Annotated in this window: 19 protein-coding genes; 11 read left to right on the forward strand and 8 right to left on the reverse strand. The window is 42.8% G+C overall.

Translation table 11 applies throughout. The features are described 5' to 3' along the window. The first annotated feature begins 77 nt into the window (after window positions 1–77). The 3 genes from ABEW32_RS08215 to ABEW32_RS08225 all read left to right on the forward strand — a co-directional run bounded on the left by ABEW32_RS08215 (window position 78) and on the right by ABEW32_RS08225 (window position 2419). Window positions 78–1178, forward strand: a complete 1101-nt coding sequence (locus ABEW32_RS08215) for a toxic anion resistance protein (RefSeq protein ID WP_430186434.1) — start codon at window positions 78–80, stop codon at window positions 1176–1178. A 335-nt stretch (window positions 1179–1513) separates the two neighbouring features. Next, entirely contained in the window at window positions 1514–2062 is a 549-nt protein-coding gene (locus ABEW32_RS08220; protein ID WP_430186436.1) for a hypothetical protein, read from the forward strand. Window positions 2063–2080: 18 nt separating this feature from the next. Then, entirely contained in the window at window positions 2081–2419 is a 339-nt protein-coding gene (locus ABEW32_RS08225) for a hypothetical protein (RefSeq protein ID WP_430186438.1), read from the forward strand. A gap of 16 nt (window positions 2420–2435) precedes the next feature. Here the strand turns inward: ABEW32_RS08225 and ABEW32_RS08230 are convergent, their stop codons facing one another. The 4 genes from ABEW32_RS08230 to ABEW32_RS08245 all read right to left on the reverse strand — a co-directional run bounded on the left by ABEW32_RS08230 (window position 2436) and on the right by ABEW32_RS08245 (window position 6580). Beyond that, on the reverse strand, window positions 2436–2816 hold the full coding sequence (locus ABEW32_RS08230; RefSeq protein ID WP_430186440.1) for a DUF3899 domain-containing protein: 381 nt from the start codon (window positions 2814–2816) through the stop codon (window positions 2436–2438). After that, complete coding sequence (locus ABEW32_RS08235) at window positions 2816–4459, reverse strand: peptide ABC transporter substrate-binding protein (protein WP_430187024.1); 1644 nt, start codon at window positions 4457–4459, stop codon at window positions 2816–2818. Before ABEW32_RS08235 ends, ABEW32_RS08230 begins: the two co-directional genes overlap by 1 nt. 242 nt (window positions 4460–4701) lie before the next feature. After that, window positions 4702–5652 (reverse strand): ABC transporter permease, encoded by a 951-nt coding sequence (locus ABEW32_RS08240; RefSeq protein ID WP_430186443.1) that lies wholly within the window; start codon window positions 5650–5652, stop codon window positions 4702–4704. A gap of 1 nt (window position 5653) precedes the next feature. Then, window positions 5654–6580: an ABC transporter permease gene (locus tag ABEW32_RS08245; RefSeq protein WP_113050959.1), complete on the reverse strand. Its 927-nt coding sequence runs from the start codon at window positions 6578–6580 to the stop codon at window positions 5654–5656. A gap of 319 nt (window positions 6581–6899) precedes the next feature. Here ABEW32_RS08245 and ABEW32_RS08250 point away from each other — a divergent pair, with 319 nt between their 5' ends. The 3 genes from ABEW32_RS08250 to ABEW32_RS08260 are packed head-to-tail and all read left to right on the forward strand — an operon-like array spanning window position 6900 to window position 9134. After that, a complete protein-coding gene (locus ABEW32_RS08250) occupies window positions 6900–7667 on the forward strand; it encodes an amino acid ABC transporter substrate-binding protein (protein ID WP_430186445.1) in 768 nt (255 codons plus the stop codon). Window positions 7668–7707: 40 nt separating this feature from the next. Further along, on the forward strand, window positions 7708–8367 hold the full coding sequence (locus tag ABEW32_RS08255) for an amino acid ABC transporter permease (protein WP_430186447.1): 660 nt from the start codon (window positions 7708–7710) through the stop codon (window positions 8365–8367). Between the two features lie 14 nt (window positions 8368–8381). Next, window positions 8382–9134 (forward strand): amino acid ABC transporter ATP-binding protein, encoded by a 753-nt coding sequence (locus tag ABEW32_RS08260; protein WP_430186449.1) that lies wholly within the window; start codon window positions 8382–8384, stop codon window positions 9132–9134. A 286-nt stretch (window positions 9135–9420) separates the two neighbouring features. Here the strand turns inward: ABEW32_RS08260 and ABEW32_RS08265 are convergent, their stop codons facing one another. Both ABEW32_RS08265 and ABEW32_RS08270 read right to left on the reverse strand, forming a co-directional pair. After that, entirely contained in the window at window positions 9421–10314 is an 894-nt protein-coding gene (locus ABEW32_RS08265) for an AraC family transcriptional regulator (protein WP_430186451.1), read from the reverse strand. A 103-nt stretch (window positions 10315–10417) separates the two neighbouring features. After that, window positions 10418–10621, reverse strand: coding sequence for a hypothetical protein (locus tag ABEW32_RS08270; RefSeq protein WP_430186453.1), 204 nt, complete (start codon window positions 10619–10621; stop codon window positions 10418–10420). Here ABEW32_RS08270 and ABEW32_RS08275 point away from each other — a divergent pair. The 3 genes from ABEW32_RS08275 (at window position 10533) to ABEW32_RS08285 (ending at window position 12345) form a co-directional block, all read left to right on the forward strand. Further along, entirely contained in the window at window positions 10533–11375 is an 843-nt protein-coding gene (locus ABEW32_RS08275; RefSeq protein WP_430186455.1) for a DMT family transporter, read from the forward strand. The two genes, ABEW32_RS08270 and ABEW32_RS08275, sit on opposite strands and share 89 nt — an antisense overlap. Window positions 11376–11428: 53 nt before the next feature. Next, window positions 11429–11761 (forward strand): chaperone CsaA, encoded by a 333-nt coding sequence (gene csaA / locus ABEW32_RS08280; protein WP_044786365.1) that lies wholly within the window; start codon window positions 11429–11431, stop codon window positions 11759–11761. A 104-nt stretch (window positions 11762–11865) separates the two neighbouring features. Continuing rightward, a complete protein-coding gene (locus ABEW32_RS08285; RefSeq protein ID WP_102998685.1) occupies window positions 11866–12345 on the forward strand; it encodes a DinB family protein in 480 nt (159 codons plus the stop codon). Window positions 12346–12480: 135 nt separating this feature from the next. On the opposite strand, the gene ABEW32_RS08290 is transcribed toward ABEW32_RS08285, so the two are convergent. Then, on the reverse strand, window positions 12481–13419 hold the full coding sequence (locus tag ABEW32_RS08290) for an EamA family transporter (RefSeq protein WP_290408827.1): 939 nt from the start codon (window positions 13417–13419) through the stop codon (window positions 12481–12483). 109 nt (window positions 13420–13528) lie between these two features. Between ABEW32_RS08290 and ABEW32_RS08295 the strand changes: the two genes are divergently transcribed. Beyond that, window positions 13529–14416 (forward strand): AraC family transcriptional regulator, encoded by an 888-nt coding sequence (locus tag ABEW32_RS08295; protein WP_430186458.1) that lies wholly within the window; start codon window positions 13529–13531, stop codon window positions 14414–14416. A gap of 102 nt (window positions 14417–14518) precedes the next feature. Here the strand turns inward: ABEW32_RS08295 and ABEW32_RS08300 are convergent, their stop codons facing one another. Then, window positions 14519–15871, reverse strand: a complete 1353-nt coding sequence (locus ABEW32_RS08300; protein ID WP_430186460.1) for an MATE family efflux transporter — start codon at window positions 15869–15871, stop codon at window positions 14519–14521. 135 nt (window positions 15872–16006) lie between these two features. On the opposite strand from ABEW32_RS08300, the gene ABEW32_RS08305 reads away from it, so the two are divergent. Next, a complete protein-coding gene (locus ABEW32_RS08305; RefSeq protein WP_430186462.1) occupies window positions 16007–16699 on the forward strand; it encodes a TetR/AcrR family transcriptional regulator in 693 nt (230 codons plus the stop codon). Window positions 16700–16863 lie beyond the last annotated feature (164 nt).

The raw sequence follows: 16863 nt of genomic DNA on the forward strand, positions 1-16863 counted from the left end.
AAATCAGCAGCATAGCTGCTCTGAAAAACACTATTAGCCTTGGGCAACAGTTGTTTTCAGAATAGGAGGTTAGCATCATGGCAACCCCATGGGCTGAATTGAAAAAAGAAGATGAACACAAGGTGACTGAGGAGGCTTCACAGCTGATTCAAAAGGTATCGCAAAGCGATGTTATGAGTCTGGATACCTTAATGGATGACATTGGTAAGCTGGGCGTTAAAACGCAGGAACGGGCGGGACAGACCCTTAAAATGTTGGATCGTCCGGTAAACGATCTCATGTCTGGTGACCGGGCTGAGGTATCGAATATGATCTTAAAACTTCGGGATGAATGCGAAGCGCTTCAGCAGAGTAAAGATGTAGGCTTTTTTGGCAAGCTCCTGCGTAAAAGCCCGTTGAAAAACTACATTTATAAGTATCAGTCGGTGAAGACGAACATTGAGAAAATCATTACTGCTTTGAGAGATGGCAAGGATAATCTCGAAGAGAACATCGTCAGCATGAGGCAGTTGAAGAAAGCTTCCATTGAAGAGATCTACAATTTGCAGACAAAGATTGCCTTTGGTAATCGCTTGAAAGAGCTGTTCGAAAGCGAGATTGCCAAGCCGGAAAATGAAAATCGTAAGCCTCATCTGGAGCGGGGATTGCGCAAGGTGGTTACTCGCACACAATCGATGACTGAAATGATCTTGTTATACAATCAGGCGATTGCAGCAACGGATATTATTAATGATAACAATGATAAACTGATTGATTCTGTTAATAATGCGATTGATAAAACATCGAATCTGATCACCGTATCGGCTATGATCGCGATGGCACTGGCGGATCAAGATAAAATTATTTCAGCCGTGGATGCGACTAACCGCACGATTGAGGATCAATTCAAGGAAAATGCGAAGCTCCTCAAAACGACGACCGAGAGAACAACCGATCTGCTTAGCAAGCCATCCATGTCATTGGAGGCTGTGAATCAGGCGATTGGCGATTTGGTATCTGCTTTGGATCTGTCTGAACAATCGAACCGTCGAATTATTGAAAGCTGCCATGATTATACGAATAAAATGACAGCAATCAATGCCAACCTTAGCCAGCGTTTGGGGATTGAAGGGAAAGAACAAACCAAACCGTTGAAGGATAACCATTCTGCTGAGGGGCTAAGTTCGTTTTTGAACTGATCGCTAATTTATGAAAATACAATAATCTATGAAAAGACGCCAGGTAGAGTCCAAAGGGCGTCTTTTTTGGTTTGGCAGCGGATCATAAAGGACATGATGAACATATGTAGCATTCTCATGCATAAACTCTTAAAAAGTCCAATGACAAAGGAGAGAAGAGCGTATGATGTCCTTTATTTTAGGGTGTGTAATTGTTTTTTTACTCGTGGCTGCCAGTAGCGAAAAAGCGGACTCTATTGTGGAGCTAAATGATACTGTGAAATAAATTTTATTATTGAAAATCATACATTTTCTGATAGGATAGAGTTAAATATTGGAATCCCAAAGGAGAATGCATGCTGGAATTTTCATTTGAAATTATCGACGAATCGAAAATCAACATTGTATATCAGTATGGAAGCAGCAGCTTCAATTTTAATTTATTTTTTAACTACGGTGTGTGGACGCTGCATCCTTTTGACGGGATTCTGCTGCAGAATAAGGAAATGTGCCGTCTGATCGTGACGGATCTGTTTAAGAACAAAGATTTTCATGTCATGCTGGCACGCGAAAATATTTTGTTGTCGACCCTGCGTACCTCTATTGATCTCAATCCCGAAACTCGGGGAGAGCGATATCAGGAACAGGAATTTGATGAGCTGTCTGAATTTGCTGAGACACATAGCTTTGGAGATGTGTTGCAAATTGAGCAGGATTCTATCCAGGAGCGTATAGATTTTTTCCAAAACATTACTCAAAGGATGTATATGGAAGGATTCGGTCCAGAAGATAATGATTTTAACAAGGTGCAAGCGATCCTCCGCATTTATAAGGATGCATATGACCAGCTCGGAGATTTAAGCGACTTTCCCCTAAGTAGCGACGAGCGACGACGCAGATGGTAGGTTAGACGAGTTCCCGTCATGGCTGCAAGAAGCAAAGGAAAAAGCATATTTATTAAGGCCAATAAGTTTTGTACTATGAGCATTTTTTCAAAGCTTAATATAAAAATGCAAAAAGAGAGAGCTCCACTAGCAAACGCTTTGCGGAACTCTCTCTTTTCATTTTACAAATCTCTAAAACATGTAGAAGCTTTATTGGCGGTTGCTAGCGGAGCGGGCAGAATTGTTCTAGAGAAGCGAAGCGTTCGCTTTTGTCCCCGGATTTTAACCTTTACAGGTTCTAGTTTAATAGAAATCTGGGGGCGGTGGCGATCGGAAGAACAATCTGCACGCGCAGCACCCACCAACCGCCAACCATAAGAGAGCTTCTCATCCCCTAACTTATCCCCATTAACACCATCGAGCAAAGTATAAGTCCTGTTCCGCACCCCGAGGTGTATACCTTGAGGTGACGGAACATGGATGTTTTCCAAGCTGACAGAGATTCATCGGAACGCAAACGTTCATTTTCCTCCTGCAATGCCTTGGATTGACGAATGAACAACTGCCCGATGTCGGCAAATCCCCGCAGGAAGAGGGTGAGAAAACCACTTTGCAGAACATGGAAGATCGCACCGATTACCAAGCCTAGCAATCCTAACAGAAATAGTAGATTTGCAGTAGCCAGGTTTTCACGCCCGTGCACGAGATGGGGTGCGGCGTATAAAAATCCTAAGGTACCGACCATCAGGGCAGTGATCCCAAAACGTAAAATCATTATTTTTCGACCCGTTTTGCAAAACGGAGATCCGGGTTCGAACGAGCATCGAATACGATGCCTTGGATTTTAGGACTGATTAAGGCGGTGTCCGCAGAGAACTGGATCGGAATAATCGGCAAATCTTCCATCAATACATCTTCCGCCTGATGAAGCTGTTCAAAGCGTTTTGCTGGATCAAGCTCAAAGGTTGAGGATTCGATCAGCTTGTCATACTCCGGGCTGCTCCAGTTGGTAAAGTTGTTCGAATTTTTGGAAGTATAGTGTCCCAATACGCCAAGCGGATCAAGGAAGTTTCCTTCCCAGCCCATACGGGCGATCTGGAAGTTCTTTTGTTTAAAAGTATCAATGTATGTTTTCCATTCCTGATTCTCCAGCGTCACTTCAACGCCCAGGTTCGTTTTCAGCATTTCCTGAATGGCTTCAGCTACTTTTTTATGCTTGTCCGATGTGTTGTATTTGAAAGTGATCGGAGGCAGCTTGGTCAAACCTTCTTCTTTCAGACCTTCGGCCAGCAATTGTTTTGCTTTTGCTGCATCAAACTCATAGTATTTTTTCGGCGCTTCATCACGGAAGTCCTTGCCGGACGGTGTTGTTGTTCCGTATGGAACATAACCGTATGCCGGAGTTTCGCCACCTTTGGTTACGTTGGTAGCCAGTGCTTCACGGTCAATGGCGTAGGCAATGGCCTGTCTGATTTTTTTATTGTCAAACGGCTTTTGTTTTACGTTGAAAGAATACGTGTACACACTGAAAGATGGGTGCGATAAGAATTCCTTGCTGCTCCTTTCCTGATCCAGTGTATCTACAGGAAGGCTCAAAATCAGATCCAGATCGCCTGTTTTGTACATTTGATAATAGGTTGTAGAGTCTTGAACCATTTTAAAGTTAATCGTTGCCATTGTAATAGCATCTTTGTTCCAGTATTGATCGTTTTTCGTCAGCGTAATTTGCTCATTATGCTTCCATTCCTTGGCTACATAAGCGCCATTGCCAACAATCGTGTTAGCTTCTGCTGCCCATTTGTCGCTTTTCTCCACAACAGCTTGGTTCACAGGTAAATAGGCGTGACCGACAGCAATCGTAGGGAAGAAGCTCAGTGGTGATTTTAGCTCAACGACAAGCGTTTTATCATCTTTAGCTGTAACACCTACATCTTCTATTTTACCTTTGCCTGTGTTGTACGCCTCGGCACCTTTGATGTAGTAGAGGGCAGAAGGATCATAAGCAGCCGTTTTGGGATTCAGTACCCGTTTCCAGGAGTACTCAAAATCCTTAGCTGTCAGCGGGTCACCATTCGACCATTTTGCGCCGTCACGAATGGTAAAGGTGTATGTTTTGCCGTCAGGAGACACATCTACTTTGCTGGCAGCGCCTTCTACGATTTTACCAGCTTTGTCGTATGTATACAGTCCTTCGTACAAGTTATCAATGACAAAATAGGACGTTGTATCTGATGCGAAAGCAGGGTCAAGTGTGTAAGGCTCGCCGCCTGCCAGATTGGCTGTAATTTCTTGCGGAACATCTGCTTGAGACGCAGCGGACGAGTCGTTGCTTGCTGTCTTGTCCGCATTGCCAGAGCATCCTGCCAAAGCCGTTACGGCCAAAAGTAAGATGATTGTCATCCAATGCATTTTTTTCATCATGGTTTTCCTCCATTATTATGGTTAGTTATTTGAACGTTGTGTATAAATCCCAAAACGAGTTCAAATCAGCAATATTATAGAGAGCGAAACGATCAGACGGGATTTATTCATCCTCCTTTCCGACATGGTATGCCGCGTGTGCGCATTTCCATAAAGGAACTGCCGTTTTTTCTACAGTTAGGCAAGAAGCTGCGGATCATGATGACACCCCTCCTTGTCCAATTTAAATATTTGCGTTGTTAATGCTGTGAACGCGGATCGAGTGCATCCTGCAGCCCGTCTCCAAGTGTGTTGAACGCCAGCATGGTGAGCGATATCATCAGGCCGGGGAAGAATAGGCGCCACCATTGACCGCTTAAAATAACGCCGAGCGAATCGTTAGCCATCGTTCCCCAGCTGGCCGAAGGAGACTGAATTCCCAGACCGAGAAAGCTCAGGAACGATTCGGCAAAGATAGCTGACGGAATAGTGAACGTCAGGTTCACGATAATGATAGCCGCTGCATTCGGCAGCAGATGCCTGAAAATGATGCGTGAATGAGATGTCCCCAAGCTGCGGGCGGCCAGTACGTATTCCTGCTGCTTGAGCTGTAGGATTTGCCCACGTACTACCCGCGCCATGCCGACCCATCCCGTAATAGATAAAGCAATAATCATCGTGAGTAGGCCGGGCTTCATAATGACGAGCAGCAGAATGATGACCAGCAGATAAGGAATGCTGTACAAAATTTCAATAATCCGCATCAGGACATTGTCGATTCGGTCGCCCATTTTACCATGGCCTGCACAATAACCAGCTACACAGCCGACGAGAATGCCAAGCACCAAATCAATGGCAGCAGCAGCAAAACCAATCATAAGTGAGATTCTGGCTCCGGCCCATGTCCGTGCCCATACGTCTCTGCCCAGATCATCCGTGCCAAACCAGTGCTCTCCCGAAGGAGAAAGATTTGTCTTCAAAAGGGACTGGTCGCTGGGAGCATAAGGAACCATGGAAGGTCCGACAATCGCCAGCACAATAATAATGATAAGTAGGGAAAGCCCCAACAGGGCAAGCTTGTTGTTAAAAAGTCTGCGAAGCCGATCCCGCCAGGGTGACTCTTGGGGTCTGGTCAACGTGGGGGTGGGCATCTGACTGCGGTCTACAAGACTAAAAAGGCTGTCTTTTTCGACAGTAGGTGCTACTTTCATGTTAATCTCCTTTGCTGACTAATTGGATTCGCGGATCGACAAGGCGATAGGAAATATCAATTAAAAATAAGGTGACAACCAGAATGGCACTGTAGAAAATGGTCGTCCCCATAATGACTGGATAATCCCGGTTAAAGATACTGTCTACGAAATATTTACCGATGCCGGGAATGGCGAATATTTTTTCGACAACAAAGGTACCTGTAATCACGGAAGCGAATAGCGGTCCGATAAAGGACAGCACCGGAATCAATGCATTGCGTAGTCCGTGACGAATGACTATTGCCCAGGAGGACAATCCTTTCGCTTTGGCGGTGCGTATGTATTCCTCATGCATGACTTCTAGCATACTTGTCCGCATAAAACGGGCGATAACAGCAAGAGGTGAAACAGCGAGAGCTAACGACGGAAGCACTGTATGCTGCCAGGTTCCCCATGAGGCGACCGGAAGCAGATGCCATTTGACAGCAACATACTTGATTAACAGTGGTGCCAATATGAAGCTGGGAACGGAAATACCCACAATGGCGATAAACATCGAAATATAGTCCAGTGGTCGATTATGGTGTAAAGCAGCCAATGTTCCGAGTGAAATACCAGCTATAATCGCTACCACGATGGATTGAATGCCTAGCAGTGCAGATGGTGGAAAGCCTCTGGCGATAAGCATATTTACGTCAGTTGTTTTCGATTGAATAGACGGCCCCATATCCAGCACGAGCAGATTTTTGAGATACAATACATACTGCACAGCGAGCGGCTTGTCCAGATTGTACCGAGCACGCATGTTTTGCAATACGGCCTCCGGAATCGTCTTGGAATCGTTCGAGAACGGATCTCCCGGAATGATGTGCATGATAATAAACGTTAAAGTAACGATAATCCATAACGTAATGAGCATCGTGAAAAGACGTTTTAAAATGTACATGGGACTTTATTTCTCCTGTCTATCAAGCTGATTTACATTCTATTGCTGCTGAATCTTCTGAAATAAATAAAAGTATATAAGAATACTAGGAAATGATAAAACGGATAAGGTAACATGTCAAGGTAAGGTTTTACATTATAGAACACAGGTCAAATTTTCGTCACAAGTTTTCCATGTTTATAAGGCTAAGATTCCGCTGATTCCTCTCGACGAGTATCCTGCGGTATGGTATGATGATACTCTGATAACGTGTTAACGAACTAAAGCGTTTGCCACCTGTTACTGAATACGGGGGTCACCATTGTTGGAGGGGAATAAGATGAGAAAAGCAGCCATGTTTACGATGATGATTGGGTTGATTATGATCGTGTTGGCCGGATGTTCCGGCGCTAAGGATAGCAGCAAGTTGATTATTGGAATTGATGATAAATTCGCGCCGATGGGCTTTAGAGATGAAAATAATGAGCTGACCGGTTTTGATATTGATTATGCGAAGGCGGCAGGGGAACAAATGGGCAAGCAAGTGGAATTCCAGCCGATTGACTGGTCTGCCAAAGAATCCGAGCTGAACAGTGGACGTATTGATCTCATTTGGAATGGATACACCATTACAGATGAGCGTAAGGAAAAGGTGCTGTTCACAAAGCCGTATCTGAAAAATAGTCAGGTGATTGTCGTTCCGGCTACCTCCAGTCTTTCCAAGCTTGCTGATCTGGCGGGCAAAACGGTGGGACTCCAAACGTTGTCCTCAGCAGCCGATGCATTGGATGCGAATCCGATTAAAAGTAAATTGAAGCCAGTGTCCGAGTACCCGGACAACGTTCTCGCTTTGACAGACTTGAAAACTGGTCGCCTGGATGCAGTTGTCATTGATGAGGTTGTGGCCAAGTATTATATGTCCAAGGAACCAGGGACGTATAAGCTGCTTGATGAATCACTGGCTCCTGAGGAATACGGCATTGGCGTGAAAAAAGGGAACGAAGAGCTGTTGACGCAACTGCAATCTGCTTTGGATGAGCTGCACAAGAACGGAAAAGCGGCTGAGATTTCAAAAAAATGGTTCGGTGAAGATAAAGTATTAAATTAATACGTAATGTATTGAACTAAGGGTTTAGGAGTCGAGGGTTATGAGTATGGAATATATTTTACGAATTATGAAGCCTATGCTTGAAGGGGCACAGATGACGGTCATTTTATTTTTTATTACGCTCATCTTGTCTATTCCGCTGGGATTTATCGTTACACTGCTGGCTAAAAGTCAGTTTAAGCCTATTGCCTGGCTGATGCACACGTACATTTATGTTATAAGAGGCACGCCTCTTTTGCTGCAATTATTGTTCTTTTGTTTTGGTCTGCCGATGTTGCCTGTCATTGGAGAGTATCTGGTACTGGACCGGACAACGGCTGCGGTACTGGCATTTGTACTGAATTATGCGGCTTATTTTGCAGAAATTTTTAGAGGCGGGATGTTATCGATTGATAAAGGGCAATACGAAGCTTCGCAAGTGCTGGGCTTGAGCAAGTCGCAAACGCTGATTAGAGTCATTGTGCCGCAAATGGTACGGAGTGCTTTGCCTGCGGTAACCAATGAAGCGACAACCCTGGTGAAAGATACGGCTCTGCTGTATGCAGTAGCGGTACCGGAACTGCTGCATTTTGCTAATACAGCTGTAAACCGCGATTTTACGATTGTGCCTTATGTTGTAGCGGCCGTTATTTATTTGTTGATGGCTTTGGTGCTTACCATATTCTTCAGAGCGCTGGAAAAACGTTTTAAATTTGAGTAAAAGGAATGTCGGATATGAACACAAACGCAATAGAAGTAACCGATTTAAAAAAATCGTTCGGCCAGCTCGACGTTCTGAAAAGAGTGAGCTTTAATGTTAAAGCGGGCGAGGTTGTAGCTGTTATCGGTCCTTCAGGTTCAGGAAAAAGTACCATGCTTCGCAGCTTGGTGCATCTGGAGGATGTGACGGGCGGAACAATTCGCATCCATGATAAAACACTGGTGGAAAATGGTCACTATGCTCCGGCAGGTGATATTAAGAGCATTACTACCGGAATGGGCATGGTGTTTCAACATTTTAATCTGTTCCCTCATTTGACGGTGCAGGATAATCTGGAACTGGCTCCAAAGCTGGTGAAAAAGCTGAGCAAGGCTGAGCTGCGACGCCAGAGCGCCGAGTTGCTGGCTAAAGTCGGCTTGGCGGATAAAGCGGATGCGTATCCGTCCCGATTATCGGGGGGACAGAAGCAACGTGTAGCGATTGCCCGGGCAATGATGATGAACCCTGATATTTTGCTGTTTGACGAGCCAACCTCGGCCCTTGATCCCGAGCTGACAGGCGAGGTGCTGCGAGTGATCAAAAAGCTGGCTGAGGAGCACATGACGATGGTCATCGTGACGCACGAAATGAATTTCGCGAGGGATGTGGCAGATCGCGTCATTTTTATGGACAACGGAGAAATTGCGGAATCTGGTACACCAGAGCAGATTTTTGGCAATCCGCAGCTGGAACGGACGAAGGTGTTTTTGAATCGGGTGGAGGCTTAAAAACATAGTTCTTTCCAGGGGAGGCGCTGCGCGTGCAGATTGTTCTTCCGATCGCTGTTGCAACGGGATTTTTTCATTAATATGACACCTGGTAAGGTTAAAATCCCGTTGCAAAGGCGAACGCTCCGCTTCTTCAGAACAATTCTGCCCGCTCCGCTCACCGACCACCTGGTATGTAATATGTTTTTAAGCAGGAAGTGTGAGTAGGAATAAGAGAAAGGGAGATGGCAAAGCGCCATCTCCCTTTTTTGCAGTTCAAAAAATCTAATATCGGCTACTTCATTTCTTAATTCATGAATTCATTTCTAAATTTGCGGAATTCTTTAGGTGTTTTATTATAATGTTTTTTAAAAGACTGGATGAAGTGATTTACGTGATTGAAGCCCACTCTGTGGGCTATTTCAGTGACGGTATATTGGGTTGAGGCTAGTAGTTCACTGCTTTTCTTGATGCGGTATTTAATCAGGTAATCGTAAGGTGTCATATGAATAGTTCGCTTAAAACTACGAGTGCACTCTGAGACACTTAGATGTGCTACAGCAGCAATTTCTTGCAGGGTTATGTTGTTGGAGTAGTTTTGATGAATAAAGCTAAGCATCAGTTGAAGTCTTTCCTGTTGCAGCTTCATGTATTTAGGTGCTTCCTCAGAAGAAAGCGAAATATTAGATATTAAGATGAACCATAATTGTGCTGTTTTGATGGCTACTTCATATTCCCACCCCCAACTTTTTTTCATATCAAACTTCTGTTTCATATCCCACAGCATTTGTAGTATTTGAATTTGCCATTCAGCATCTCCTTTAATTACAAGTGACAGTAAGGAAGAGTTTGTATAAGGCAGTACATAATTTTTTTCCATCGCACTATCTGCATAAAAGGCAAGCAGCTTCTCCGGAAAATTAAAGCTGACATATTGACCGTGATGTGAAAGCTGGGTAGTCACGTGAAGAACACCCTTATTAATTAAAATAGCTTGACCTGTGTCTAATTCATGATCAATCCCGTTCACTTGTATCACTAGCTTTCCCCTTGTAACCAAAGTGATCTGTAGTTCTTCATGCCAATGTAGATCGTTAAATCCTCTACCTTTAGGAATACTTTCATGAACCGTATGGGTGTACATGATGTATGGAAATGAAACATCGGGATAGAGAATGGTCTCGTGCAGTTGTTTTTCCATTGAAGAAAGATTCCTTTCTTATGACGATATTCCTATATAAATAAAAGATATAATTACACAAAATTAATAAAAGCGGTGATATTATTATACTCAGTTCAGTTTATTATTCAATTGTTCTGTGCACAGACAACGGGTCAAAAACATCTGAGAGGGCCATTATGAAAATAAATAAAACAACGCTATCTTTGAATCCGTATTTTTTACTGTTCATCAGTATTTTGTCGGTTTCCGTCTCTTCCATCATGATAAAATCTTCACATACTCCCACCTCCGTGGCTGGAATGTATAGATTGTATATGTCAGTCATATTAATGCTTCCTTTTGTACCCTGGAAAATGCTCCACTCCTTAAAAATGACCAAAAAAGATTGGGGTACCGTTTTCTTGGCCGGTCTTTTTCTCGGGTTACATTTCTTATTCTGGATGGAATCTTTGACGCATACCTCAGTTGCGAGCTCCATGGTCATCTTATCCTTGCAGCCTTTATTTGTAATGATTGGTTCATACTTTGTGTTCAGAGAACGAGTAAACCTATTCACTATTTTTTGCTTGATCGCTGCTCTTGTCGGTTCAATCATTATAGCTTGGGGAGATATTGGGACTTCGAAAGAGGCACTAATCGGAGATGGATTATCTTTATTAGGAACAATCTTGGTTTCAGCTTATATGCTGGCAGGACAGAAGGTAAGCCACAAAATAAGTGCAAACTTTTATAGTGTGATTGTCTTTTTTCTGGGTGGTAGTGTCCTGCTAATTTACAATTTGGTGAATCATTATTCCTTGATCGAATATGACTCTTCGGATTGGATGTATTTCGTATTACTTGCAGTAATCCCAACTATTTTCGGGCAATATATTTTTAATCTGCTGTTGAAATCAATGGGAGCAACTACGGTGTCAGTGGGCATTATTGGAGAGCCTGTTCTCGCCATCCTTCTTGCCTATGTATTTTTGGGAGAAATCATGTCTGCATTTCAATTCATAGGTGGAATCATGACTTTGTTCGGTATGGGGATGTATTTTTGGGCAAAATCGCTAAAGTTTGCGGTTGCAAAATATTAAAATTGTTTACGGTTTATCGTGAAATTTAAGAAAATAATGAGGAGAATACTTACATGGCAACGATTGATGATTTTTTGAAACTTGATATTCGGGTTGGAACCATAATTAACGCTGAGTTTTTTGCAGAAGCCAAAGTACCTGCTATTAAACTTGAAATCGATTTTGGACAAGAGATTGGAATAAAAAAATCGAGTGCACAAATTACAAAAAGATATGTGGCGGAAGAGATTATAGGAGAACAAATCATAGCTGTAGTCAACTTTCCTCCTCGACGGATAGCAGGCTTTAATTCAGAGGTATTAGTCCTTGGAGGTATCCCCGAGAAGGGGGACGTGGTTTTATTGAAACCAGATATTAAACTACCTGATGGAACGCCCATTGGATAATAAATTGTTCCTGTTTCATCTGTGACCTTTTCATGAAGAAGGGAATTGGTTGCGAATATAGAATTAATACCTTAGAAAACTACTAAATTTTGGAGGTTGGTAACATGTCTGTAGTAGCTCAATATCTTCAGGAATGGCTAAGGCACAGATCGGTGTTGCAAGAATTGGTTGAAGTCATTCCTGATGAGCATATTGACTTTAAGCCTTGGGACAATGCGATGCCCATGGGTTCCCTAATCGTTCACATAGCCAGTTCTATGAAAATGTTCGTGGATACCGTAAAAAATGGTACCTTCACTCCACCGACAAAAATAGACGAATATCACACAATAGCCGATGTACGCAACATAGTCGATCAATTGACGGAGGAAACAATCCGAGAATTGAAGGAATTAAATGCTCAACAGCTAGAAAAGGAGATTGAATTTAGGAACTTTCTCGGCACTGGGAGCTTCTGGCTATCCACGGCGAAAGACCATGAGATTCACCATAAAGGTCAATTATTTACGTATGTACGAATGGTTGGAGTAGAAAATGTGCCGTTTATGATTAAGCAACCACCTCAAAGTAAAACTAACGTTTGATGTATTATCTAGCGAGCCCCAACACCTCAAACAGTAGCTTCATAAATATAATGAAACGGCAGCCATAAAAACGGCTGCCGTTTTCTCCATTAACGAGCAGTTGTATCCTACCTAATGCCTCCCCATAAGCTTAGCTTACTCTGAGAGCGGGATATCTTCTTTTGATTGGGTATTTGAAGAAGGCTTTTTATCGAATGCCAATAACAAGATCAGCCCGATGATACATATTACACCTACCCATTGGAAAAAACCAAAAGGTTCTTTTAACCAAAACACAGTTGTTAGAACAGCAGCTAGAGGTTCCAGACTACTTAGAAAGCTTGTTTCTTTTGGGGAAAGACTCTGTAAGCTTTCTATATAGAACCAAAATGCGATCATTGTGCCGAATATGATAACGAAGGCTAGATATAAATAGGTGTCTAGTGTCAAGGCTTTAAAATCGACCTGCCAAGGTGGATGAATCAAGCTTAATCCAAAACCGCCGATAACCATAGCCCAACCCACAATAACTAGGGAATCGTATTGCTTTAGAAGAGGTATTGCGTATAGGGTATAAAAAGCTAGGGCTATTGCTGATAAGATCCCCCAAACGATTGCGACCGTCGGAACGGATAGCTGAGAAATGGAGCCGTTTGTTAACAAGAAAAAACAACCCACTAAAGCCAGCAAAATCGCTGACAGATCCTTTCGTGTGAAGACAGTGTACTTTCGCAGAATTAAATAGACGATAATCATTATAGGTGCTAAATACTGTAATAATGTCGCAACAGCAGCATTACCACTTTGAATGGATGCCATATACGTATATTGAACCGATAGCATACCAACCAAACCGTAGACAATGAGTTGAAAAGCTGTCCTTTTATTTTTCCATACAGCCCATATTTGAGAACGTTCCTTTACCAAAAATTGCACAGCCAACAGTAGAACACCAGCCATGAGCAAACGTATCGTTACAAGCCAATTGACGTCAATTTGTTGAAAGAGCTTTTTTGCAACGGTTCCACTGATCCCCCAAAATATAGCTCCTGTAATAACGAGAAATAATCCTGTTTTTCTAGCTGGTTTATCCATGAATATTCTCCACCTTGAAATATAATAATAGTGTTATAATAGGTGAAAAAAATTTTAAATTATACCCGGATTTGATAATAAAATATAAATATATTGAGGTCGTGGTAATTTGCAAATAAAAGATTTCATAATTGACCAAAACCTAAGGGAGCTAACCGAGCATCGAACGGTCGTACTACCGGTTGCATGCTATGAAACAACGATTAGCCAAAATATACATGGATATATCCCCCTGCATTGGCATGATGAAATTCAATTTGTTCTGGTTGTAAAAGGGGAAGCGATCTTTCAAATAAATGAAGACAAACGAATCGTACAACAAGGTGATGGGTTATTTATAAATAGTGGCTGCCTACACATGGCGGAAGATCAGAATGAATCGGATTGTGTCTATATCTGTTTGAATGTTTCTCCTCATTTCGTTTTATCCCAAGAGCTTTACACGCCCTATGTAGCCCCTTATATTCAAGCGACTAATTTACCTTATGTACATATAAATTCGGACGAGCTTTGGGGGAAAAACATCGTAGATGCCATTTTGAAGATTAATCAATGTATTCAACAAAAATCTCCATACTATGAAATCGATATTACGATGTATTTAACATTAATTTGGAAAAACCTAGTCATGAATGGCTTTCCATTAGAATACGACCAGGTGGAAATGGTAAAGAGTCAGCGGATCAAACAAATGCTAAATTGGATCTATATACATTATGCTGAAAAAGTCACATTAGATGATATTGCAAGGGCTGGTCAATTAAGCCGTTCTGAATGCTGCCGATATTTCAAACGAGTGTTAAAGATAACTCCGTTAAATTATGTAATGGATTATCGAATTCAAAAAAGCTTAGTTTTACTGCGACAAGCAGAATCTAACGTTACAGAAGTTGCCTATAAGGTTGGATTTAACAGTACCAGCTATTTTATAGAAAGATTCAGAAAAGCAATGAACATGACACCATTAGCCTACAAAAAATTAAAAATGGATGATTGATATTCAGGGCTTTTTTTATCTACCACGCTAGGTAGCGGCGGAAACTAAAAAGACAGGATCGGGTAGTGTCCTTATCCTGCCTTCTTGTATGTTATATGTTTTCTACTGTACTAAATGATCCAGCTCTGGCTGCAATCTGTTCCGCAGAACATACAGCATAATAGCTCCAACAAGGAACGCGACGGCATCCGCAATGACGAGCGACCAGACCACCCCGTGGAAGCCACTCATTCGATTGGCAATGTATAGCACGGGGATCAGAGTAATTCCCTGTATGACGGACATAACAAACGCAGCGGTTCCTTGCGCCGTTGCTTGGAAAATCCCCGTAAACAACGTGGTCATCCCCGTAATGAACAAGGATAAGAAGGTCACATGCAGAATGTAGCTGCCCATTACAATTAATTGCGGGTCATTGGTAAATAAACCAATTAGATGGTCGGAAATCAGATAGACGATGATGCCAAACACGACTGCCAAGGCCAAAATCGCTTTGATTGTAAATCCAATGGTTTGTTTCATTCGTAATTTATTCGCTGTAAAACTAAAGGCAATCAATGGTACAACACCCTCGCATAAGCCCATCAAAATAAACTCAGGAAATTGTAATAAACGGGAGGAAATTCCATAAGCCGCTATGGCCTGATCCCCATACTCGACAAGAAAATGGTTAAAGACGAGTGACATTGCACCCATAAAGAGACTCATAATAAATACGGGAACTCCGATTTTGAATACATTGCTCAGAATATCTTTGGTAGCCTTGAACCATTTTATAGAGATGGTTAAAAATTGACTCTTATATCCCATATGGAAGGCGTAGAATATACTCGCAACCAGATTAGAAATAACCGTAGCTGACGCAACGCCAATCACGCCCCAATGGAAAACGAAGATGACCAGCGCATCGAGAATAATATTCACGACAACACTGAGTATCATACCGATCATCGACGTAATTGCAGCACCCTCCGAGCGCACGATATTCTCCAGTGTGAAGAATAATACGACGAATGGCGAACCTATAAGCATAATCGTGACATAGTCCTTCGTGAAGCCGAAGGAGTCAGGTGTCGCCCCCAGGCCCTGAACGAGTGAATCGATCAACGGGAGACCAAAGGCCATCAAGATAAGACCGAGAACTAAACTGCTGTAAAAGGCAAATGAAGACACATTCTTTACATCAGCATACTTTTTCTCTCCTAGCAATCGGGAGATAAACGCACCGCTGCCGATACCAACCAGGTTTCCTACCGCCATAATGGCCGCGAATAACGGCAAGGTTAGTGCGAGTGCGGTTAACATGGCGGTATTGTGGAGAGTGCCAAGGAAATAGGCATTTAAGATGGAATAGATGACACTCATTGACGTACCTAGCATCATCGGTACAGCGAAGTGAGCTACGGCTTTAGCGATCGGTGCTTTTTCAAAGTAATGGAGGTTTTCTGCATCCATGCGGGTCACTGCTTTCTTTATTTATTTGGTTAATCTAACACCGTTAGATTGAACCTTACAGTGTTAGATGTTATCATGAATTAATAAATCTGTAAAGAATAAACTTACACTGTTAGATTAAAGGGCGGATAATTGATGAAAAAGCAGCAACCTCAGATTTCGGAAGATAAGATCTTAGAAGCCTCGTGGGAGCTTCTAGGGGAGGATGGTATCGAGAAATTCAGCTTGAGACGATTGGCCGATCGGCTGGGGATTCAGGCTCCTTCTCTATATTGGTACTTCAAAAGCAAACAGAATCTCTATCAGCGTCTGGCCAACCAGGTATCGAAAACGATTCTGGAGGAGTTTCATTCCGAGGGGGACTGGAAGGAGCAACTGAGGGAGCTGGCGGTAACGATGCGGAGTGTACTGTATCGGTACCCCTGCTCCACGCAGCTCATGATGATGACGCTGCCCCACGAACCGGACATCATCCGGTTCACCAACCGTATGCTGCTCTGCGTGGAGTCGGCGCCGCTTGAGCAAGAGCAGAAAATGCAAGTGGTTACAACGCTTGTGAACTATGTCTCCTACTTCGTCCTGGACGATTATCAGCATGAACGTAATGTCTCCGCGATCCTTAAGGATAAGGGCAAGGGAGCACTTCCGGGTGAAGAGATGGTTCACCTTCTGGATTCCATGAGTGAGACAGAAGTAGGTCTATTCCGGCGGATGTTCAAAAATGGGCTGTTTGAGCTGATGGGAACCGATAGAGCATTTGAGTTCGGATTGAAGCTGATTTTGTTGGGGATTGAGCAGGTGATCAAGGAGCAGGAAAGTAGTATGTAAAAAAACCGCCCATCCATTATTGGATGGGCGGTTTTAATTAGGTTTGCGTTTACCCTAAATTGTTATTGAATATATAATTTTATTCCCCACTATAGCAGCTCAATATAAATTTCTTGAAAAAATCTCGTCGCAACAGTGAGCGGAAGCACAATCTGCACGCGCGC

The organism is Paenibacillus jamilae, assembly GCF_050482105.1.
In the GTDB taxonomy this organism is placed as follows: domain Bacteria; phylum Bacillota; class Bacilli; order Paenibacillales; family Paenibacillaceae; genus Paenibacillus; species Paenibacillus jamilae_B.